This is a genomic window from Variovorax fucosicus, from assembly GCF_030316825.1.
In the GTDB taxonomy this organism is placed as follows: Bacteria; Pseudomonadota; Gammaproteobacteria; order Burkholderiales; family Burkholderiaceae_C; genus Variovorax; species Variovorax fucosicus.
The window spans coordinates 880,771-900,205 of the sequence record NZ_JASZYU010000003.1; the positions used below are offsets into that span (position 1 = coordinate 880,771).

The following is a 19,435-nucleotide window of genomic DNA, read 5'->3' on the forward strand; positions in this document are numbered from 1 at the left end:
CAAATCATTATCGACGAGACCCCCATGACGCACGACGAAATCCTCGCCCAGTTCGGCCCCCGAGAAGCCATGGAGTACGACGTGGTCGTCGTCGGCGGCGGGCCGGCCGGGCTGGCCACCGCGATCCGGCTGAAGCAACTGGCCGCGCGCAACGACAAGGAAGTCTCGGTCGTGGTGCTCGAGAAAGGCTCCGAGCCGGGCGCGCACATTCTCTCGGGCGCGATCATGGATCCGCGCGCACTGACCGAACTCCTCCCCGACTGGCGTGAACTCGGCGCCCCGCTGAACCAGCCGGTGACCGACGACGCGATGGTGTTCCTCGGTCGCAAGAGCGGCCTGCGCACCCCCAGCATGTTCCTGCCGGCCTGCTTCCAGAACCACGGCAACTACATCGTGAGCCTGGGCAACGTCACCAAGTGGCTGGCCCAGCAGGCCGAAGGCCTGGGCGTCGAAATCTTCCCCGGCTTCCCTGCCGCCGAAGTGCTCTACAACGAAGACGGCTCGGTGCGCGGCGTCGCCACCGGCAACCTCGGCGTAGGCAAGGACGGCGAACCGACCGAGAACTTCCAGCTCGGCATGGAGTTGCACGGCAAGTACACCGTGTTCGCCGAGGGCGCGCGCGGCCACCTGGGCCGCCAGCTCATCGCCCGGTACAAGCTCGACGCCGGCAAGGATCCGCAGGCGTACGGCCTCGGCGTGAAGGAAGTGTGGGAGATCGACCCCAAGCGCCACCAGCCCGGCTTCGTCCTGCACACCGCCGGCTGGCCCATGAAGAGCGATACCTATGGCGGTGCGTTCCTGTACCACATGGAAGACAACAAGGTCACGCTCGGCTTCATCACCGGCCTGGACTACAGCAACCCGTACCTGAGCCCGTTCGAGGAAATGCAGCGCTGGAAGCTGCATCCCAACATCCGCTGGTACCTCGAAGGCGACGAGGCGCATGGCATCGAGCCGGCCAAGCGCATCGGCTACGGCGCGCGCGCGATCACCGCGGGCGGCCTGATGTCGCTGCCCAAGACCGTGTTCCCGGGCGGTGCGCTGGTCGGCTGCGAGGCCGGCTACCTCAACGTGAGCCGCATCAAGGGCAGCCACGCCGCGATCAAGACCGGCATGCTGGCTGCCGACGCCGCATTCGATGCGCTGCAGGCCGGCCGCCAGCACGATGAACTCACGGCCTATCCGGCCGCGTTCGAGAAGAGCTGGCTGCATGAAGAGCTGTACAAGGCGCGCAACTTCAAGAGCTGGTTCAAGAAGGGCCTTGGCATCGCGACCTTCATGAACGGCATCGAGCAATGGCTGCTCAAGGGCCACATCCCTTGGACGCTGCACCGCACCAAGCCGGACCATGCCGCGCTCAAGCCGGCCTCGGAGTGCGAACCGATCGTCTACCCCAAGCCCGACGGCAAGCTCACCTTCGACCGGCTCTCCAGCGTGTTCATCAGCAACACCAACCACGAAGAGCAGCAGCCGGCGCACCTGACGCTGAAGGATGCCTCGGTGCCGGTCAACATCAACCTGGCCAAATACGCCGGCCCCGAGGCGCGCTACTGCCCGGCCGGTGTCTACGAATTCGTGCCCTCGGCCGAAACCGGCAAGGAGCGGCTGCAGATCAATGCGCAGAACTGCGTGCACTGCAAGACCTGCGACATCAAGGATCCGACGCAGAACATCGTGTGGGTCACGCCCGAAGGCGGCGGCGGGCCGAATTACGTGGGCATGTAACACCACGGGACTGCAAGTCCACGTACCCTTCGGTCGCACAGGAGACAAATCATGAACATCGTGATCACCGGCGGCTCCGGATTTCTGGGCGTGCGGCTCGCGCGCGCGCTGCTCGCAAAAGGCGGCCTGGGCGTGGCTGGCGGCAAGGAGCGCCGCATCGCCATGCTCACGCTGGTCGATCGCGTACCGCCGCCGGACGACCTGGCGCTGCATCCCAAGGTCGATGTGGTCACTGGTGACCTGGGCGAACTGCTCGAGCCCGACAGCGCACAGCGTGCGTTGCCGGCCGAGACGGCGGTGGTGTTCCACCTCGCCGCCGCCGTCAGCGCCGAATGCGAGGCCGACTTCGACCTCGGCATGCGCAGCAATCTGGCCGCCACCCAGGCCCTGCTGGAGGCCTGCAGGGCCCAGCACACGCGCCCGATGGTGGTGTTCTCGAGCTCGCTGGCCGTGTTCGGGCCGCCGCTGCCGCGCGTGATCGAGGACGACACGCTGCCGACGCCGCAAACCAGCTACGGCATCCAGAAGTTCATCTGCGAACAGCTCGTGGCCGACTATTGCCGCAAGGGTTTCGTGCACGGCCGCAGCGTGCGGCTCATGACGGTGAGCGTGCGGCCGGGCCAGCCGAACGGCGCGGCCTCGGGCTTCTTCAGCGGCATGTTCCGCGAGCCGCTGGCCGGACTGCCCGGCCGCTGCCCGGTACCGCCCGAGACGCTGGTGGCGCTCTCGTCACCGGCACGCACCATCGAGGGCTTGATTTGCGCCGCCACCACGCCCCATGCCAACTGGGGCCCGCGCACCGCGGTAAACCTGCCCTCGCTGTGCGTCAGCGTGGGCGAAATGGCCGATGCGCTGGAGCGCGTGGCCGGCAGTGCGGCCATGAGCCTGCTCGATTGCACGCCCGACCCGGCGATTACGCAGATCGTGGCGGGCTGGCCCGGCAACTTCGAATGGGCACGCGCGCGCGAACTCGGCCTCTACGCCGACGAGAGCATCGACGCGATCGTGCGCGACTATGTCCGTGAAAATCCCGACGCTGTGATGCTGCCCGTTGCGGCATAGTCGTCGGGTCGTTCGCCGCGCATTCCGCGCGCGCCACAAAACTCCCGGAGACACCATGAAACTCGGCCACATTGCCGCCGCTTGCCTTTCGCTCGCCCTCAGCGCCGGCGCATGCGCGCAAACCACCACGCTCAAGATCGGGTATGCCACCTCCAAGGAGTCGCACTATGGGGTCGGCTCCACGGTGTTCTGCGACGAAGTCGAAAAAGGCACCCAGGGCCGCTTCAAGTGCCAGCACTTCGCCAACTCGGCGCTCGGCGGCGAGCGCGACCAGATCGAAGCTGTCCAGCTCGGCACGCAAGACCTGGTGAACACCTCGACCGGCCCGGTCGGCAACTTCGTGCCCGAGGTCAAGATCGTCGACATCCCGTTCCTCTTTCGCGACTACGACCATGCGCGCAAGGTGATGGACGGCCCGATCGGCCAGGACATCCTGACCAAGTTCCCGAGCAAGGGCATCATCGCGCTGGCCTGGACCGAGAACGGCTTCCGCCACATGACCAACAGCAAGCGCGACATCGTCAAGCCGAGCGACGCCGCCGGCCTGAAGATGCGCACGATGGAAAACAAGGTGCACATGGACGGCTACCGCACCTTCGGCATCCTGCCGACGCCGATGGCATTCCCGGAACTGTTCGGCGCGCTGCAGCAAGGCACGGTCGACGGGCAGGAGAACCCGATTCCGGTGATCCTGTCTTCCAAGTTCTCGCAGGTGCAAAAGCACCTGTCGCTCACTGGCCATGTCTACTCGCCGGCGTTGCTGCTGCTGTCGCCCAAGGTCTGGAACAAGCTCTCGGATGCCGACAAGAAGGTCTTCGTCGATGCGGCCAAGAAGGCTGCCCTGGCCCAGCGCAAGAAGGTCAACGACGACGAGAACAACGGCATCGCCCAGCTCGAGAAGGACGGCATGAAGGTCACGCGCACGGTCGACGGCGCGGCTTTCCGCGAAGCGCTCAAGCCGGCCTATGCGGGCTATGCCAAGGAGTTCGGCGCCGACAACATCAAGAAAATCGCGGACGTCCAGTAAACGTGCAAGCCTTCGAGCGCTCTTTCCTCTTCGCCAACCGCTGGGCGCTGATCCTCTTGCTGGCCGCCATGTCGGTCATCATCTTCACCAACGTGGCGCTGCGCTACCTCACCAACCAGTCGCTCGAGTGGGCTGAAGAGGTGTCGCGCCACATGATGATCTGGCTCACCTTTCTGGGCGCCGGGCCGGTGCTGCGCTATGGCGGCCACATCGCCGTCGACAACCTGCAGGACGCCCTGCCGCCGAAAGCCGCGCTGGCCGTGCGTGCGGCGGTGGCGGCATTGCTGTTCGCGTTCTTCGGCTTCATGGTCTGGTACGGCTGGCTCTACATGCAGCGCACCATGTTCCAGCTGACGGCCGTGACGCAGATTCCGTTTGCCTACATCTACAGCGCCATGCTGATCGGCGGCGTGCTGCTGATCGTGCACTTCCTGCTGGTGGTCAAGGGCTATGTGCTCCGAAGAGAGTTCGCGTCCGACGCGCACTTCGATGCCAACGCCAGCGCGTCGCTGTAGGGAACGGTCATGGACGCCAGTGTTGTTCTCATCGTTTCCGCCTGCTTCTTTCTCGCCATCGGCGTGCCGGTCGCGTTCGCGCTCGGGCTCTCGACCGTCACCACGCTGATTCTTGCGGAGAGCTATCCGCTGATGGTGTTGCTGAAGGAAACCTTCGCCGGCATCGACAGCTTTCCGCTGATGGCGGTGCCCTTCTTCATCCTGGCCGCCGAGCTCATGAGCGGCGGCTCGCTGACCGAGGTGCTGCTGCGCTTTGCCGGGCAGTTCGTCGGCCACCGGCGGGGTGGCCTGGGTTACACCAACGTGGTGTCGCTGACCTTCTTCTCGGGCATCTCCGGCTCGGCGCTGGCCGACGCGGCCGGTCCGGGCTCGATGCTGATCAAGATGATGGACAAGGCCGGCTACGACCGCTCGTACGCCGCCGCGCTGACCGCCTCCACCGCGATCGTGGGCCCGATCATCCCGCCTTCGATCATCATGATCATCTACGCGCTGCAGGACGAATCCGTCTCGGTCGGCACGCTGTTCGTGGCCGGCCTGCTGCCCGGCCTGCTGATCGCGGTGGCGATGTGCATCGTCAACTTCCACGTCTCGAAAAAGCGCAACTACAAGGGCGACGGCCGCACGCCGCCGTTGCGCGAGATTCTCGAAACCACCTGGAAGGCGATCCCCGCGATCCTGCTCCCGGTAGTCATCCTGGGCGGCATGCGCGCCGGCTGGTTCACGCCGACCGAAGCGTCGGTGGTTGCGGTGTTCTACGCGCTGGTCTGCGGCAAGTTCGTCTACCGCACGCTGGAATGGAAGGCGCTGCCCAACATCCTGGAGCGGTCGGCGCTGCTCTCCGCTTCGGTGCTGATCATCATCGGCCTGTCGGCCTCGTTCGCCTGGATCCTGACCATCGAGGGCGTGCCGCAGCAGATGGCCGAATGGCTGGTGGGCATGAACCTGTCGCCGTGGATGTTCCTGATCATCGTCAACGTGTTCCTGCTGCTGTTCGGCATCTTCATCGAACCGCTGCCCGGCGTGATGGTGCTGGCGCCGATCCTGGCACCCGTTGCCATGAAGCTGGGTGTCGACCCGGTGCACTTCGCGATGATCGTGATCTACAACCTCACGCTCGGCATGATCACGCCACCGGTCGGCGGGCTGCTGTTCGTCACCTGCAACGTGTCGAAGGTGCCGATGTCGCAACTGGTGCGCGAGCTGGTGCCCTTTCTGTGGGCGCACGGCGCGGTGCTGGTCATCCTGACCTTCGTGCCCGCGCTGAGCACCTGGCTGCCGCGCGCACTCGGGTTCAAGTAGCGCTGGCGCCGCGCGCGCGGCGCCAGGCTCAATCGACCCGGATGTCGGCGCGCGCGGCCACTGCGCGCATCTGCGGCAGTTCGCGCTCGACCCGCTCGCGCAGTGCGCTGCCAGGTCCCCACAACGGTGTCAGGCCCAAATCGACCAGTTTCTTCTTGAACGCGGGGGCGCGCGCGGCATCGGCCAACGCCGCCTCCAACTTCGCCTGCACCGGCGCGGGCAGCCCGGCCGGTGCGAGCAACGCGAACCAGGTGCCCATGTCGAAGCCTGGGTAGCCGCTCTCGGCCACGGTCGGCACGGCGGGCAGCAGCGCCAGCCGTTGCGCGCCGAGCGCGGCAATCGGCCGGATCTTGCCCGCCTTGATCAGCGGCGCCGAGGCGACCACGGTGTCCACCGCCACCTGCACCTGCCCGCCCATCAGCGCCGTGAGGCTGGGCGAGCTGCCGTTGAACGGCACATGAACCATCTGGATGCCGGCGGCGGACTTGAGCATCTCGCCGCCGAAATGCACCGAGGAGCCGGTGCCGAAAGAGCCGTAGGAGAACTTGTCGGGCGCGGCCTTGGCCTGGGCCACGAGGTCCTTGAGAGAGGTGCCCGGCGTGTCCTTGCCGGCCACCAGCAGCAGCCCCATGTCGGCCACCAGGCCCAGCGGCGTGAAGCTGCGGATCGGGTCATAGGGCAGGTTCGTGCGGATGGCGGGGTTCAGCGTGAGCGTCGTGCTGGAGCCCAGCAGCAGCGTGTAGCCGTCGGCCGGCGCCTTGGCCACCAGCGAGGCCGCCACCACCGTGCCGGCGCCCGCCCGGTTCTCGACCACCATGGGCTGGCCTAGCTTCTCGCCCATCGAACTGGCCAGCAGCCGGCCCAGGATGTCGGTGGCGCCACCCGGCGCGAAGGGCACGACCAGCTTGATGGGGCGCTCGGGGTAGCCCTGCGCCAGCACGGCGGACGGCGCGGCACATGCCGCAGCGGCTGCCAGCAGGCAGGAGAGAAAGCGGGAACGGGTCAGCGGCATGGTGCGAAGCTCCAGGTTGGCAAACGGTGCAAGACAAACAAGCAAGAAACGGGGCGTTCAGCCGAGCAAGGGGCTGCGCACCCGCGCATGGCCGCTGGCCTGGTCGTAGGCATGGCCGAGCTGCAGCACGGCCATGTCGGCCTGCGCCGGGCCGATGATCTGCAGGCCGGCCGGCAGCCCGCCCGCGCCGAAGCCGGCGGGCGCGGCCAGCGCCGGCAGGCCGGCCATGGTGGCGGGCACCACCGCCTGCATCCAGCGGTGGTAGGTGTCCATGGTGCGGCCGCCCACCTCGTGCGGCCAGTCGAGCGCCACGTCGAAGGGGAACACCTGCGCCGAGGGCATCACCAGGAAGTCGTACTGCGCGAACAGGCCGTGCAGCACCTGGTACCAGGCCGAGCGAGTGCGTGCGGCGTCGTACACCTGCATGGCGCTTAGCTGCAGGCCGCGCTCGATCTCCCACACCGCCTCGGGCTTGAGCAGCCCGCGTGTCGCGGCGTCGCGGTAGAGCCCCCCGTTGGCGCCCGCCACCGCGAAGCTGCGCAGGTCAATCCAGGCGCGCCACATCTGCTCGAGGTCGAACGGCGGCAGCACCGCCTCGACCGTGCAACCCACCGTCTCGAAATGCCGCAGCGCATGCGTGCAGGTGTCGAGCACGCCGGGCTCGGTCGGCAGGTGGCCGCCCAGGTCGCCGAGCCAGCCGATGCGCATGCCGCGGAAGTCGCGCCCCAGCGGCTGCTTCAGGAAGCCGCCAACCTCGGCGTTCCGGTGCGTGAGCGGCAGGCGCGCGTCGAAACCGGCCTGCACCGACAGCAGCATCGCCAGGTCGGGAATGTTGCGCGCCATCGGCCCGGCCACGCTGAACTGCTGGAAGAACACCTCCTCGGTCGGCCCGTGCGGCACGCAGCCGATGGAGGTGCGCAGGCCATACACGTTGTTGAAGGCCGCCGGCGTGCGCAGCGAGCCCATCATGTCGGAGCCGTCGGCCACCGGCAGCATGCGCAGCGCCACCGCCACGCCTGCGCCGCCGCTGCTGCCGCCTGCCGAGCGCGCCGGATCGAAAGCGTTGCGCGTGGCGCCGTACACCGGGTTGTAGGTGTGGCCGCCCAGGCCGAACTCCGGCGTGTTGGTGCGCCCGACGAACAACGCGCCGCCCGCGCGCATACGCTCGAACACCACCGCATCGGCCCGCGTGACCTGGCCGCGAAAGATCGGCGAGCCCCGGGTTGTGACCATGCCGGCCACCGGCATGATGTCCTTGGGCGCCTGCGGAAATCCGTGCAGCGGGCCGAGGCTGCGACCCTGCGCCAGTTGCGCGTCGCGCTGCACGGCCTGGGCGTGCAGCGCCGTGCGGTCGGCACCGGCCACGATGGCATTGACCACGGGATTGAAGCGGTCGATCTGCACCAGGAACGCGTCGAGCACTTCGACGCACGAGACCTCGCGGGCATGGATGGCGCGCGATAAAGCGGTGGCCGTGAGGTCCACGATGTCCGATGCGGGGGCTGCAACGGCGGCCGAAGGGGAAATCTGCATGCGTCTCCAAGGGAAATATGACGGGAGGAAGTCAGAATAAGCTGCCGCCAGCCTGACCACAATCGCCGTTTATTTCACGTGCCTTTGCGTTTTACGCAAACCTCCGAGGGCCTTCGATGCGTTCCAGCCGACTTCAGGACACCGCCCTGCGCTACTTTCTCGAGGTGGTGCGCAGCGGATCGGTCAGCGAGGCGGCCGGGCGGCTCAACGTGTCGCCCTCGGCGGTGAGCCGACAGGTCGCGGCGCTGGAAGAGCTGCTGGGCGTGCCGCTGTTCGAGCGCCACGCGCGCGGCATGGCGCCCAGCGCGGCCGGAGAGCTGCTGGCCGCGCATGCACGCCGTGGTGCCATGGAGGCCGACCGCGTGGTGTCCGACATCCAGGCGCTGCAGGGGCTGCGGCGCGGGTTGGTGCGCCTGGGCAGTTCGTCGGGCTTCGCGATCGAGTTCCTGCCGCGGGTGATGGCCGGGTTTCGCGCGAACTACCCGGGCATCCTGTTTCACCTGCGGGTGGTCGCTCCGGCCCAGGTGACCACCGCCGTGCTCAACGGCGACGTGGACATCGGCCTCACCTACAGCCGCGCCGCCGAACGCGACATCCAGGTGCAGCACATGCAGGTGGCGCCGGTGTACGCCATCATGCGGCCCGACCATGCACTGGCGCGCTTTCCCACGGTCACGCTGACGCAGATGCACCCGTACCCGATCGCCCTGCCCGAGCGCGACAACACCGTGCGCCAGCTGTTCGACATCGGCTGCAGCCAGCGCCGCCTGGTGTTCGACCCGGTGCTGGTCAGCGACCATTTCGAGTCGCTCACCAACTTCGTGCTGCATGGCGGCGGGCTGTCGATCTCGGGCGAAGTGACGGTGCGCGACCGCGTGCAGCGCGGCGAGCTGCATGCAGCGCCGATCCGCGAACGCGGCATGAATGGCCGCGCGATCGAGGTGCAGACCCTGGCCGGGCGCACCCTGCCGCAGGGCATCGTCGCCTTCCTCGAGTATTTGCGGGCGCAGCTGGCGCCGCCCGGGTGATCGCGGCGCGGGCGGTTCACGAAGATGTAACCGGCGGGCGCCATGCTGCGGCCTTCCATTTCCGAAAGAGCCGCCTGCCATGTTCCCCACCAAGACCGACAAGGCTCGCAACGAGCTGCAGGGCGGCCAGCGCACCCTGAGCCAGCGCGAGCGCGCGCTGCTGCTGATGGCCGATGGCCGGCGTTCGCTGACCGACTTCAGCCCCCTGTTCCCCAACCGGGGCGAGGCCAGGGACGCGATCCGGGCCCTGGCGCAGCGCGGCTACCTGCACGAGCCGCCGGCCGCACCGCAACCCGCGGCCGAGCCCGAGCCCGTCCACCGCGCGACCTCGACCGACACATTCGACGGCAAGCGCTCGCTGGCCACCACGCGCATGTTCCTGTTCGACATCTGCGAGCGCATGTTCGTGCGGCGCGACCCCGGGTTCGCGCTGCAGATGCGCGACGCCCTGCGCGAGGCCCGCGACCGCGAGGCCATGCTGGCCATCGCTGCGCTGATGCTCACCGAGATCGAGAAGGCCGCCGGCACGGAGCGCGCCGAATCGCTGCGCGAGCGCATCGACCGGCTGCTGCCGCCGGCCGAATTGGTGCACTGACGCGAAACCCCCTCGCTTCGCGATCCACTACACTCGCCAGGGTCAGGAGAGCGCCCCGCCAGCCGGGGCCGCCGAAGGCGCAGGAACCCTCCGAACGCTCAGGCAAAAGGACTGACAAGACGCCCGCGCAATCGGGCGTTTCCTTGCTGGAGAGAGGCCGATCCACGTCGGCCCACCGAAGGAGCAAACCCCGATCGTGGGGCGAATCTCTCAGGTACCAGGGACAGCAGGGGTGGCCCATGGCGTCGCGCCATGGAATTCGACTGCCCCTCTGGAAAGCCCCATGGCCGCTCCGTCCGACAACGCAACGCTTCTGAAGACCCCGCTCCACGGCCTCCATGTCGAGCTCGGCGCCCGCATGGTGCCCTTTGCGGGCTATTCGATGCCGGTGCAGTACCCGGCTGGCCTGATGGCCGAGCACAGGCACACGCGTGAGGCGGCCGGCCTGTTCGACATCTCGCACATGGGCCAGTTGCGCCTCAGCGGTCCGGACGCGGCCGCAGCGTTCGAGAGCCTGATGCCGGTCGACGTGATCGATCTGCCGGTCGGCAAGCAGCGCTACGGCCTGCTGCTGAACGACGCGGGCGGCATCCTCGACGACCTGATGTTCTTCCGGGAGGGCGACGATTCGCTCTTCGTGATCGTCAACGGCGCCTGCAAGGTCGACGATATCGCCCACATCACGGCGAAGATCGGCGCGCGCTGCGCAGTGCAGCCGCTGCCCGACCATGCGCTGCTGGCGCTGCAGGGGCCGCAAGCGGCGGCCCTGCTTTCGGCCCTGTCGCCGGGCATCGAGCGCTTCGTGTTCATGACGGGCGGCAACGTGAAGATCGGCGGCATCGATGCCTTCGCCACGCGCAGCGGCTACACGGGGGAGGATGGCTTCGAGATCTCCGTCGCGGCCGCCGACGCCGAGGCGCTGGCGCGGCTGCTGCTCGCGCAACCGGCGGTCAAGCCGATCGGCCTGGGCGCGCGCAATTCGCTGCGGCTCGAGGCCGGCCTCTGCCTCTATGGCAGCGACATCGACACCACCACCACGCCGGTCGAGGCCTCGCTCAACTGGGCGATGCAGAAGGTGCGCCGTGCCGGCGGCGCGCGCGCAGGCGATTTTCCGGGCGCCGAGAAAGTGCTGGCGCAGTTGGCGGTGGCCAGCACCGGCGCGGCCGGTACCACCGATCACAAGACGCTGACGCGCAAGCGGGTCGGCCTGGTCGCGCTGGAGCGCGTGCCGGTGCGCGACGGCTCGCCGCTCGAATCCTTCGAAGGCCACCCGATCGGGCAGGTCACGAGCGGCCTGCTCGGCCCGACCGCAGACCGGCCGGTCGCGATGGGCTATGTGGCCACCGCGTTCTCGGCGCCCGGCACGCGCATCCAGGCCATCGTGCGCGGCAAGCCCGTGCCGATGGAGGTGACCACGATGCCGTTCGTGCCCACCCGATACTTCCGCGGCTGATCTCTTTTTTCTTCCCTCCTTTCTTCTCTTCTTTCTTCAGGAGCCCCCATGACCGTCAAGTTCACCAAAGACCACGAGTGGGTCGAATCCACCAGCGGCGACACCGCCACCGTCGGCATCACCGTGCACGCGCAGGATGCGCTGGGCGACGTGGTGTTCGTCGACCTGCCCGAAGTCGGCAAGACCTTCGCACAGGGCGAAGTCGCCGGCGTGGTCGAGTCGGTCAAGGCTGCAGCCGATGTGTTCATGCCCGTGTCGGGCGAGATCACCGAAGTCAACGAGGCGCTGCGCGCCGACCCGTCGCTCGCCAACAGCGCCCCCCTCGCGGCCGGCTGGTTCTTCAAGGTCAAGCTCAGCGACGCGCTGCAGCTCGATGCGCTGATGGACGCAACCACCTACGACAAATTCGCCGAAGAAGCCTGATCGATCCCATGCCGAACGCCCTGCCCTCCTTCCATGAACTTGAAAACGCCGATGAGTTCATCGCGCGCCACATCGGCATCGAGGCCGCGGACGAGGCGCGCATGCTGCCCGTCATCGGCTCGGCCACGCGCAAGGAACTGATCGACGGCATCGTGCCGGCAGCGATCCGGCGCGCGAAACCGATGAACCTGCCGGCACCGGTTTCCGAGGCCGGCGCGCTCGCCGAGCTCAAGGCCATGGCCGCGAAGAACAAGGTCGCGCGCAACTTCATCGGCCAGGGCTACTACGGCACCCACACGCCCGGCGTGATCCTGCGCAACATTCTCGAGAACCCGGCCTGGTACACCGCCTACACGCCCTACCAGGCCGAGATTTCGCAGGGCCGCATGGAAGCGCTGCTGAACTTCCAGACCATGGTGTGCGACCTGACCGGCATGGCGATCGCCAACGCTTCGATGCTCGACGAGGCCACCGCCGCGGCCGAGGCCATGACGCTGGCCAAGCGCAGCGTCAAGAACAAGAGCAACGTGTTCCTGGTGGCGGGCGACTGCCATCCGCAGACCATCGAAGTGCTGCGCACGCGCGCCGCGCCGCTGGGCATCGAGATCAAGGTCAGCACCGCCACCGAAACCCTGCCGCACCTGATGGCGAGCGGCGAATTCTTCGGTGCCCTCGCGCAGTACCCCGGCACCACCGGCCAGGTGCACGACCTGCGGCCGCTGGCCGGCCATGCCCACGCGATCGGCGCAGCGCTTTGCGTCGCGGCCGACCTGCTCGCGCTGACCCTGCTCGCGCCCCCGGGCGAATGGGACGCCGACATCGTCTGCGGCACCACGCAGCGCTTCGGCATGCCGATGTGCAATGGCGGCCCGCATGCCGCCTACCTGGCCTGCCGCGACGCGTTCAAGCGTTCGCTGCCGGGCCGACTGGTGGGGGTGAGCGTCGATGCGCACGGTGCGCCGGCCTACCGCCTTGCGCTGCAGACACGCGAGCAGCACATCCGCCGCGAAAAGGCCACGTCGAACATCTGCACGGCGCAGGTGCTGCCCGCGGTGGTGGCCAGCATGTATGCGGTCTACCACGGGCCGCAGGGGCTCACGCGCATCGCGCAGCGCGTGGCGGCGCTCACCGCGATCCTGGCGCAGGGGCTGGAGCAGATGGGCCGCGAGCTGGTCAACAGCACCGCCTTCGACTCGCTCACCGTGAAGAGCGGCGACGACACGCAGACCATCCTGGATCGCGCGCAGGCCGCCAGCGTCAACCTGCGGCACCGGCTGCAGACGCACCTGGGCATCTCGCTCGACGAAACCACCACGCGCAGCGACATCGAAACGCTGTGGGCCCTGTTCGTGCCGCATGGCACGCCGATGCCACGCTTCGAGCAACTGGCCGACAAGGCCGTGCCGCGCATCCCGGCCGACCTGCGCCGCACCAGCGCGTTCCTGACGCACCCGGTGTTCAACACGCACAAGAGCGAAACCGCGATGCTGCGCTACATCCGCAGCCTCTCGGACAAGGATCTGGCCCTCGACCGCAGCATGATCCCGCTCGGCAGCTGCACCATGAAGCTCAATGCCACGAGCGAGATGATCCCGATCACCTGGCCCGAGTTCGCGAACATCCATCCGTTCGCACCGGCCGAGCAACTCAAGGGCTATGCCGAGCTCGACCAGCAACTGCGCGACTGGCTCTGCGAAGCCACCGGTTACGCCGGCATCAGCCTGCAACCCAACGCCGGCTCGCAGGGCGAGTACGCGGGCCTGCTCGCAATCAAGGCTTTCCACGCCTCGCGCGGAGAAGAGCGACGCGACATCTGCCTGATCCCCTCGTCGGCCCACGGCACCAACCCGGCGAGCGCCCAGATGGTTGGCATGCAGGTGGTGGTGACGGCCTGCGACGCGCAGGGCAACGTCGACCTCGACGACCTGAAGCGCGCCTGCGAAAAGCACAGCGACAAGCTGGCCGCGGTGATGATCACCTACCCCAGCACGCACGGCGTGTTCGAGACCGGCGTCAAGGCGCTCTGCGAACTCGTGCATTCGCACGGTGGCCGCGTGTATGTAGACGGCGCCAACATGAACGCGCTGGTCGGCGTGGCGGCGCCGGGCGAGTTCGGCGGCGACGTGAGTCACCTGAACCTGCACAAGACCTTCTGCATTCCGCACGGCGGCGGCGGCCCGGGTGTCGGCCCGGTGTGCGTGGTGGAAGACCTCGTGCCGTTTCTGCCCGGCCACGCCACGGCTGGCGTCGCATCGCACGGCGTCGGCGCCGTGTCGGCGGCGCCCCTTGGCAACGCGGCGGTGCTGCCGATCAGCTGGATGTACTGCCGCATGATGGGCGCGGAGGGCCTGCAGGCCGCCACCGAAACCGCAATCCTGAGCGCCAACTACATCAGCGCGCGGCTGAAAGACCACTACCCCACGCTCTACGCCAGCGCCAACGGCCATGTGGCGCACGAGTGCATTCTGGATCTGCGCCCGATCAAGGACGCCTGCGGCGTCACCGCCGAGGACGTGGCCAAGCGCCTGATCGACTACGGCTTCCATGCGCCGACGTTGAGCTTTCCGGTGCCGGGCACGCTGATGGTGGAGCCGACCGAGAGCGAGCCGTTGGCCGAACTCGACCGCTTCATCGACGCGATGATCGCGATCCGCGGCGAGATCCGCCGCATCGAGGAAGGTGTCTGGCCGGCGGACGACAACCCGCTCAAGCACGCGCCGCACACCGCGGCCAGCCTGCTCGGCACCGAATGGGCGCACCCCTATTCGCGCGAACTCGGCGCGTTCCCGCTGGCCTCGCTCAAGCAGGCCAAGTACTGGTCGCCGGTGGGCCGCGTCGACAACGTCTATGGCGACCGCAACCTGTTCTGCAGTTGCGTACCGGTGAGCGATTACGAGACTGTCTGAGACCGGGGCAGGCCCCTTCCAGGATCACCGAACGTGCGGTGGCGCACAGACTGGCCGGCTTCGCCCTCGTATAAGGAGGTAGGCCGATGCAGGATCCCGAACGGATCCGCGCCGACCGGCAGACAACCCATCTGCAACCTGTCGACCTGAGCGAGAGGAAGCCGCCATGATCCATACGTTTCCATTGCCCACTGCTTCGGGCAGGGCCGGAACGGCAAAGTTGGTTCTGAGCCTGGCGCGGATCGGTGCCCTTCCCTTCGGTCGCCTGCTCAAGCCCGACGACACCACATCGCCATTCGCCCCCACGCGTGCGACCGCTCCGGCCATGGATCCCGAAGACTGGGACGCGCTCTTCCTCGCGGTTGCAGCAAGGATACGCAGCACCGCGCAGCCGAAGTTGACCCTATGCACGTCGACAGAGCACAAGACCGTCGCCGACATGCGAACCGTCATGCTCGAGTGCGCGGAGGCGCTCGAACAGCTGCATGCGGCGCTGGCGTGCGAACGGGCCGACGCAACAATCCGCGCTCCGGCGACCCAACCAGACATCGTCTATCAGCCCAAGATGTCGGCGTAGCCCTTGCTGTCGGCGGCGTAGCAACTGCACGCGGCCTCTTCGAGCCCATGACGATCCAGCACGGACACCTCTCCGCGGTGGTATTCGATCAGCCCGCCGCGCTGCAATGCGCTGGCGGCCGTGGTGATGCCCACGCGCCGAACACCCAGCATGTAGGCGAGGAACTCGTGGGTGACGTGGAAATGGTCGGCGTGCGCGCGATCCTGGCTCATCAGGAGCCAGCGTGCGAGACGCGGGCCGACCTGGTGAAAGCGCAGGCAGGCGGCAGACGACGCCAGCTGGGCCATCAACACATAGACGTAGCGGTGCAAACTGCGTTGCAGCGGAGCACTTCGCAACAGCTCTTTCCGGAAGTCGCGTGCGGTGATGCGCCACGCCGCGCCGGCACCCTGTACCAACCCATGCAACGGCGCCGTCGTGACACCCAGCACGAGTTGCGCACCCAGCATGCCTTCGCGCCCCACCATGCCGACCTCCACGCCGGCACCGCCGTCGGTGCGCGCCACCAGCGAAATGAATCCGTCTTTGGGAAAGTAGACATGGCGGGTCGGCTCGCCGGGCTCGCAAAGCACTTTCGCCAGGACCAGCTCGATCGGTTCGCACACCGACAGGATGCTCAATCGATCCTTGCGGGGAAGTCGTGCGATCAGTTGATTCTCGGCATTGGCCAATTGGGCAGTCGTCAGGTTGCTGCCGCTCGGGTGATGAGGCTCGCACCGATCGCCCTGCCTGCGTGCGCAGTTCCGGTCGGTTCGGACAGTGTGTTCCCTATCCCGGGCAAAAACCGTCCGGCAGCGCACAAATGGCGGATTTCACTAGGTTGCGCACTTCTCGGGCAGCAGCCGGTCGTATTCCTTCTTCACCACCGCGTAGCACTCGCAGGTGCGCTCTTCCAGGCCGGGGCGGTCCAGCACCGAGATGCGGCCGCGCGAATAGCTGATCAGCCCGGCCTTTTGCAGCTTGAGTGCGCTTTCCGTCACGCCCTCGCGCCGAACGCCGAGCATGTTGGCGATCAGTTCCTGCGTCATCACCAGTTCGTCGCCCTGCAGCCTGTCCAGGCTCAGCAGCAGCCAGCGGCACAGTTGCTGGTCCAGGGAGTGGTGGCGGTTGCACACCGCCGTTTGCGCCATCTGCGTGATGAGTGCCTGGGTGTAGCGCAGCAGCAGGTGAAGCACGGGCGCACGGACGAACTCTTCCTTGATCGTCTTCGCCTTGAGCCGCAAGCCGTGGCCTGCGCTCTGGACCACGGCGCGGCTCGGTGTCGATTCCCCACCCATGAAGAGCGAGATGCCGACGACTCCTTCATTGCCAACCACCGCGATCTCGGCGGATGCACCGTTCTCCATCACGTAGAGCAACGAGACGATGGCGGTGGTCGGAAAGTAGACGTGGCTCAGCGTGCTGCCCGATTCGTACAGCACTTTCCCGAGCGGCATCTCGACCTCCTCGAGCTGCGGCAGCCAACGCTGCCAGTCGGCCTCCGGCAGCGCCGCCAGCAGGTGATTTTTTGGGGGGGTGGGCGCAACGGCCATCAAGCAACTTCCAGTCAGCGCGGGCTTGCAGGATGCCGGGCCGGCTCCTGCGCTACGCCGGCCCAGTATGGCAGTGATGGCACCCCCGTTGTGTACGGTACCGCACACACTACCTCTTGCCCACCGCGCCGGCCACCACACCGGCCCGGAACTCGATCAATTTGGCCTTCAGCCGCTTCTCGTTGGCCGGCCCCATGCGCACCAGCATCTTCTGCCCGGCAGAAAGCGCCTCCAGTTGCGGGTCGGCAAACTCGTAGCGCGTCCAAGGCTGCGCCGAGGGGATTTCGCCTTTCACCTCGGTCAGTTTGACCTGCAGCGGCCCGGCCGGTTCCGGCGCCTGCAGCAGATGGTCGATCACAGCCACGAGGCGGTCGTTGAAGTAGCGCTTGGGGTAGCCCAACTCCTCATAGGCCTGCTGGAAGCGCGGATAGAGCTGGATATAGACCGCCACGGCCTTCGCCGTATCGACCTTGTCCACGAACGCCACGAAGGGCGCGTAGCGGCTGGCGTTGTCGGGGCTGATGCGCTGCGGGTCGGCGCCCTCGCCCGTGGTTGCAAAGCGCTTGGGCGTCGGCTGCACCGGCCACATGCGGGCTGCGGCCTGTTCGCGCGGCAGGCTGTCGACCGTGGCGACCAGGCGCCGCGCGAAGCCGTCGATCTGCAGAAACGATGCGACGGCCGGCTGCCCCAGCAACGCGGCGAGCGCCTGCGCCACCTGCGCGTCGGCATCGGCCGGCGGCGATGTGTCGGCCGGCGCGTCGATCGGGAACTGCGGGCCGCTCGCCACGGGCGCCGTGGGCGGCGGCGTGCCGTCGGTGGGCGGAGCGCTGGCAGCCGGAGGGGCGACGGCAGGGGCCGGCGCTTGCCGCTGCGTGCTGTACCACCACCATGCGGCGGCAGCGACAGCCACAACGACCAGCAGGCCGATGATGGTGCGCGAGGCGGTGGCGTCGCGCTGCACGGGCCTGAACTCTGCGGGATCTCGCTCTGACATCTTCATTCGCTCCTTGCTGCCGCATTTGCTTCGAAGCGTCCATTGGAAACCCGCGCCGCACGGGGCACGTAACCTCGTGTGAACCGGACGGCCGCAGGCGAGGCGTCAGACCTTGTGCGTCGACAGCAGGATGCTGGTTTCGGTGTTCGAAACACCGGGAATCGCGCGGACGGCATTGAGCACCTGGTCGAACGCTTCCAGCGTGTCGGCGCGCAACTCGGCCATCAGATCCCAGCGCCCGTTGGTCGTGTGCAGCGCCACCACGTTCGGGTTGCCGCGCAGCGCGCGCCGCACCTCATCGCCGCGCGGGCCGTCGATGGCGATGCTGGTGATCGCGCGGATGCGGTGCCCTTCCGCTTCAGGCCGCAACCGCACCGTGTAGCCGACGATGGTGCCGTCGGCCTCCAGCTTGCCGATGCGGTTTTGCACGGTGGCCCGCGCCACGCGCAGCTTCTTCGCGAGCGCCACCACCGGCATGCGGGCGTTGTCGCGTAGCAGTGCGAGGAGTTGCCGGTCGGTATCGTCCACGATTAATCAATTTGCCAGTTTTATCGAGCTAAATGTAATTAACACCGTTAAATCTGGCAAGTTGCATGCTTCACTTTGGCATGACGGGCAGGAACAATGGAGGCAAATCAGGAGCATCCCATGACTCGTTTCGTAGACGTTCCCACCATGTCCCGGCTTGTTCAGGACATAGGCGTCGCACCCTTCATCGGCGAGCTGTCGCACGCCATCGAGCAAGACTTTGTCCACTGGGCCGACTTCGACAAGTCGGCGCGCGTCGCCAACCATTCCGACATCGGCGTGATCGAGCTGATGCCGGTGTCGAACGCGAAGAGCTACGCGTTCAAGTACGTCAACGGCCACCCCGGCAACACTGCGCAAGGGCTCTACACCGTGATGGCCTTCGGTGTGCTGGCGGATGTGGAAACCGGCTACCCGGTGCTGTTGTCGGAGCTGACAGTGGCAACCGCCTTGCGCACCTGCGCGACGTCGTTGATGGCAGCACGCGCACTGGCGCGGCCCGATGCGCGCCGCATGGCGCTGATCGGCAACGGCGCGCAAAGCGAGTTCCAGGCGCTCGCCTTCCACAGCCATCTGGGCATCGAGGAAATCGCGGTGTACGACGTGGACGCCCGCGCCACCGACAAGCTGGTGCGCAACCTGTCGGCCTGGCCGTCGCTCAAGGTCGTGCGCGCCAGATCCACCGCGGAGGCGGTGCGCGGAGCCGACATCGTGACCACCGTCACCGCCGACAAGGCCTATGCCACCATCCTCACCCCCGGAATGATCGAGCCCGGCATGCACATCAATGCCGTTGGCGGCGATTGCCCCGGCAAAACCGAACTACATGCCGACGTGCTGCGCGGCGCGCGGGTGTTCGTGGAGTACGAGCCGCAAACCCGCATCGAGGGCGACATCCAGCAACTGCCGAAAGACTTTCCGGTGGTCGACCTGTGGCGCGTGCTCGCCGGCACCGAAGCCGGGCGCCAGCATGGCGGGCAGGTCACGGTGTTCGATTCGGTCGGTTTCGCGCTCGAGGACTATTCCACGCTGCGCTACGTGCTCGACCAGGCCACCCGGCGCAACATGGGAGTCGAGGTCGAACTGGTGCCGTGGGCCGATGACCCGAAAGACCTGTTCCGCTACACCCGCGCCGGCGCCTCGCGCACCGTGATGCGCCGTGTCGCCTGAGGACGGCACCGTGTTGTCCCGCCTTCCGTCGATCCAGGCGCCCAGCGCGGTGG

The 19,435-nt window shown here is 67.4% G+C and carries 18 protein-coding genes and 2 riboswitches; of the genes, 12 read left to right on the forward strand and 6 right to left on the reverse strand.

What is annotated here, in order from left to right:
* The first annotated feature begins 24 nt into the window (after positions 1-24).
* Genes QTI05_RS21590 through QTI05_RS21610 form a run of 5 tightly spaced genes read left to right on the forward strand, consistent with a single transcriptional unit; the run spans position 25 to position 5,631 of the window.
* On the forward strand, positions 25-1,725 hold the full coding sequence (locus QTI05_RS21590) for an electron transfer flavoprotein-ubiquinone oxidoreductase (RefSeq protein ID WP_286620834.1): 1,701 nt from the start codon (positions 25-27) through the stop codon (positions 1,723-1,725).
* A 51-nt stretch (positions 1,726-1,776) separates the two neighbouring features.
* Positions 1,777-2,787: a D-erythronate dehydrogenase gene (denD, locus tag QTI05_RS21595; RefSeq protein ID WP_286620836.1), complete on the forward strand. Its 1,011-nt coding sequence runs from the start codon at positions 1,777-1,779 to the stop codon at positions 2,785-2,787.
* Positions 2,788-2,842: 55 nt separating this feature from the next.
* Positions 2,843-3,814 (forward strand): TRAP transporter substrate-binding protein, encoded by a 972-nt coding sequence (locus tag QTI05_RS21600; protein ID WP_286620838.1) that lies wholly within the window; start codon positions 2,843-2,845, stop codon positions 3,812-3,814.
* 2 nt (positions 3,815-3,816) lie between these two features.
* Positions 3,817-4,329: a TRAP transporter small permease gene (locus tag QTI05_RS21605; protein ID WP_286545105.1), complete on the forward strand. Its 513-nt coding sequence runs from the start codon at positions 3,817-3,819 to the stop codon at positions 4,327-4,329.
* 9 nt (positions 4,330-4,338) lie between these two features.
* Positions 4,339-5,631, forward strand: coding sequence for a TRAP transporter large permease (locus tag QTI05_RS21610; protein WP_286620839.1), 1,293 nt, complete (start codon positions 4,339-4,341; stop codon positions 5,629-5,631).
* A gap of 28 nt (positions 5,632-5,659) precedes the next feature.
* Here QTI05_RS21610 and QTI05_RS21615 read toward each other — a convergent pair whose 3' ends face one another.
* Entirely contained in the window at positions 5,660-6,643 is a 984-nt protein-coding gene (locus QTI05_RS21615; protein WP_286620840.1) for a Bug family tripartite tricarboxylate transporter substrate binding protein, read from the reverse strand.
* 57 nt (positions 6,644-6,700) lie between these two features.
* Complete coding sequence (locus QTI05_RS21620) at positions 6,701-8,176, reverse strand: amidase (RefSeq protein ID WP_286620841.1); 1,476 nt, start codon at positions 8,174-8,176, stop codon at positions 6,701-6,703.
* A gap of 116 nt (positions 8,177-8,292) precedes the next feature.
* On the opposite strand from QTI05_RS21620, the gene QTI05_RS21625 reads away from it, so the two are divergent.
* The 6 genes from QTI05_RS21625 to QTI05_RS21650 all read left to right on the forward strand — a co-directional run bounded on the left by QTI05_RS21625 (position 8,293) and on the right by QTI05_RS21650 (position 15,158).
* Positions 8,293-9,204: a LysR family transcriptional regulator gene (locus QTI05_RS21625; RefSeq protein ID WP_286545111.1), complete on the forward strand. Its 912-nt coding sequence runs from the start codon at positions 8,293-8,295 to the stop codon at positions 9,202-9,204.
* Between the two features lie 79 nt (positions 9,205-9,283).
* The gene (locus tag QTI05_RS21630; protein WP_286620843.1) at positions 9,284-9,799 is read left to right on the forward strand and encodes a hypothetical protein; all 516 of its coding nucleotides are present in this window, start codon (positions 9,284-9,286) and stop codon (positions 9,797-9,799) included.
* Between the two features lie 33 nt (positions 9,800-9,832).
* Positions 9,833-9,919: riboswitch (glycine riboswitch) on the forward strand.
* Positions 9,920-9,935: 16 nt separating this feature from the next.
* A riboswitch (glycine riboswitch) is annotated at positions 9,936-10,036 on the forward strand.
* Between the two features lie 46 nt (positions 10,037-10,082).
* Positions 10,083-11,252, forward strand: coding sequence for a glycine cleavage system aminomethyltransferase GcvT (gene gcvT, locus QTI05_RS21635; protein ID WP_286620845.1), 1,170 nt, complete (start codon positions 10,083-10,085; stop codon positions 11,250-11,252).
* 48 nt (positions 11,253-11,300) lie between these two features.
* The gene (gcvH, locus tag QTI05_RS21640) at positions 11,301-11,675 is read left to right on the forward strand and encodes a glycine cleavage system protein GcvH (protein WP_286620847.1); all 375 of its coding nucleotides are present in this window, start codon (positions 11,301-11,303) and stop codon (positions 11,673-11,675) included.
* A gap of 8 nt (positions 11,676-11,683) precedes the next feature.
* Entirely contained in the window at positions 11,684-14,581 is a 2,898-nt protein-coding gene (gcvP, locus tag QTI05_RS21645; RefSeq protein ID WP_286620848.1) for an aminomethyl-transferring glycine dehydrogenase, read from the forward strand.
* A 166-nt stretch (positions 14,582-14,747) separates the two neighbouring features.
* Complete coding sequence (locus tag QTI05_RS21650; protein WP_286545117.1) at positions 14,748-15,158, forward strand: hypothetical protein; 411 nt, start codon at positions 14,748-14,750, stop codon at positions 15,156-15,158.
* On the opposite strand, the gene QTI05_RS21655 is transcribed toward QTI05_RS21650, so the two are convergent.
* The 4 genes from QTI05_RS21655 to QTI05_RS21670 all read right to left on the reverse strand — a co-directional run bounded on the left by QTI05_RS21655 (position 15,137) and on the right by QTI05_RS21670 (position 18,212).
* Positions 15,137-15,778 carry a Crp/Fnr family transcriptional regulator gene (locus QTI05_RS21655; RefSeq protein ID WP_353505964.1) on the reverse strand — a complete coding sequence of 214 codons (642 nt, stop codon included), beginning with the start codon at positions 15,776-15,778 and terminating at the stop codon, positions 15,137-15,139. The two genes, QTI05_RS21650 and QTI05_RS21655, sit on opposite strands and share 22 nt — an antisense overlap.
* Positions 15,779-15,973: 195 nt before the next feature.
* Complete coding sequence (locus QTI05_RS21660) at positions 15,974-16,690, reverse strand: Crp/Fnr family transcriptional regulator (RefSeq protein ID WP_286545120.1); 717 nt, start codon at positions 16,688-16,690, stop codon at positions 15,974-15,976.
* Positions 16,691-16,799: 109 nt separating this feature from the next.
* Positions 16,800-17,684 carry a DUF3014 domain-containing protein gene (locus QTI05_RS21665; protein WP_286620849.1) on the reverse strand — a complete coding sequence of 295 codons (885 nt, stop codon included), beginning with the start codon at positions 17,682-17,684 and terminating at the stop codon, positions 16,800-16,802.
* A gap of 105 nt (positions 17,685-17,789) precedes the next feature.
* Entirely contained in the window at positions 17,790-18,212 is a 423-nt protein-coding gene (locus tag QTI05_RS21670) for an Lrp/AsnC family transcriptional regulator (RefSeq protein WP_286545124.1), read from the reverse strand.
* Positions 18,213-18,332: 120 nt separating this feature from the next.
* Here QTI05_RS21670 and ocd point away from each other — a divergent pair, with 120 nt between their 5' ends.
* Positions 18,333-19,382: an ornithine cyclodeaminase gene (ocd, locus tag QTI05_RS21675; protein ID WP_286620851.1), complete on the forward strand. Its 1,050-nt coding sequence runs from the start codon at positions 18,333-18,335 to the stop codon at positions 19,380-19,382.
* Positions 19,383-19,435 lie beyond the last annotated feature (53 nt).

Coding starts and splice junctions, on each gene's coding strand:
- QTI05_RS21610 (WP_286620839.1), top strand. CDS start 4,339: ATGGACGCCAGTGTTGTTCTCATCGTTTCCGCCTGCTTCTTTCTCGCC.
- QTI05_RS21600 (WP_286620838.1), top strand. CDS start 2,843: ATGAAACTCGGCCACATTGCCGCCGCTTGCCTTTCGCTCGCCCTCAGC.
- QTI05_RS21660 (WP_286545120.1), bottom strand. CDS start 16,690: ATGGCCGTTGCGCCCACCCCCCCAAAAAATCACCTGCTGGCGGCGCTG.
- QTI05_RS21630 (WP_286620843.1), top strand. CDS start 9,284: ATGTTCCCCACCAAGACCGACAAGGCTCGCAACGAGCTGCAGGGCGGC.
- ocd (WP_286620851.1), top strand. CDS start 18,333: ATGACTCGTTTCGTAGACGTTCCCACCATGTCCCGGCTTGTTCAGGAC.
- gcvH (WP_286620847.1), top strand. CDS start 11,301: ATGACCGTCAAGTTCACCAAAGACCACGAGTGGGTCGAATCCACCAGC.
- QTI05_RS21615 (WP_286620840.1), bottom strand. CDS start 6,643: ATGCCGCTGACCCGTTCCCGCTTTCTCTCCTGCCTGCTGGCAGCCGCT.
- denD (WP_286620836.1), top strand. CDS start 1,777: ATGAACATCGTGATCACCGGCGGCTCCGGATTTCTGGGCGTGCGGCTC.
- QTI05_RS21590 (WP_286620834.1), top strand. CDS start 25: ATGACGCACGACGAAATCCTCGCCCAGTTCGGCCCCCGAGAAGCCATG.
- gcvP (WP_286620848.1), top strand. CDS start 11,684: ATGCCGAACGCCCTGCCCTCCTTCCATGAACTTGAAAACGCCGATGAG.
- QTI05_RS21625 (WP_286545111.1), top strand. CDS start 8,293: ATGCGTTCCAGCCGACTTCAGGACACCGCCCTGCGCTACTTTCTCGAG.
- gcvT (WP_286620845.1), top strand. CDS start 10,083: ATGGCCGCTCCGTCCGACAACGCAACGCTTCTGAAGACCCCGCTCCAC.
- QTI05_RS21620 (WP_286620841.1), bottom strand. CDS start 8,176: ATGCAGATTTCCCCTTCGGCCGCCGTTGCAGCCCCCGCATCGGACATC.
- QTI05_RS21665 (WP_286620849.1), bottom strand. CDS start 17,684: ATGTCAGAGCGAGATCCCGCAGAGTTCAGGCCCGTGCAGCGCGACGCC.
- QTI05_RS21650 (WP_286545117.1), top strand. CDS start 14,748: ATGATCCATACGTTTCCATTGCCCACTGCTTCGGGCAGGGCCGGAACG.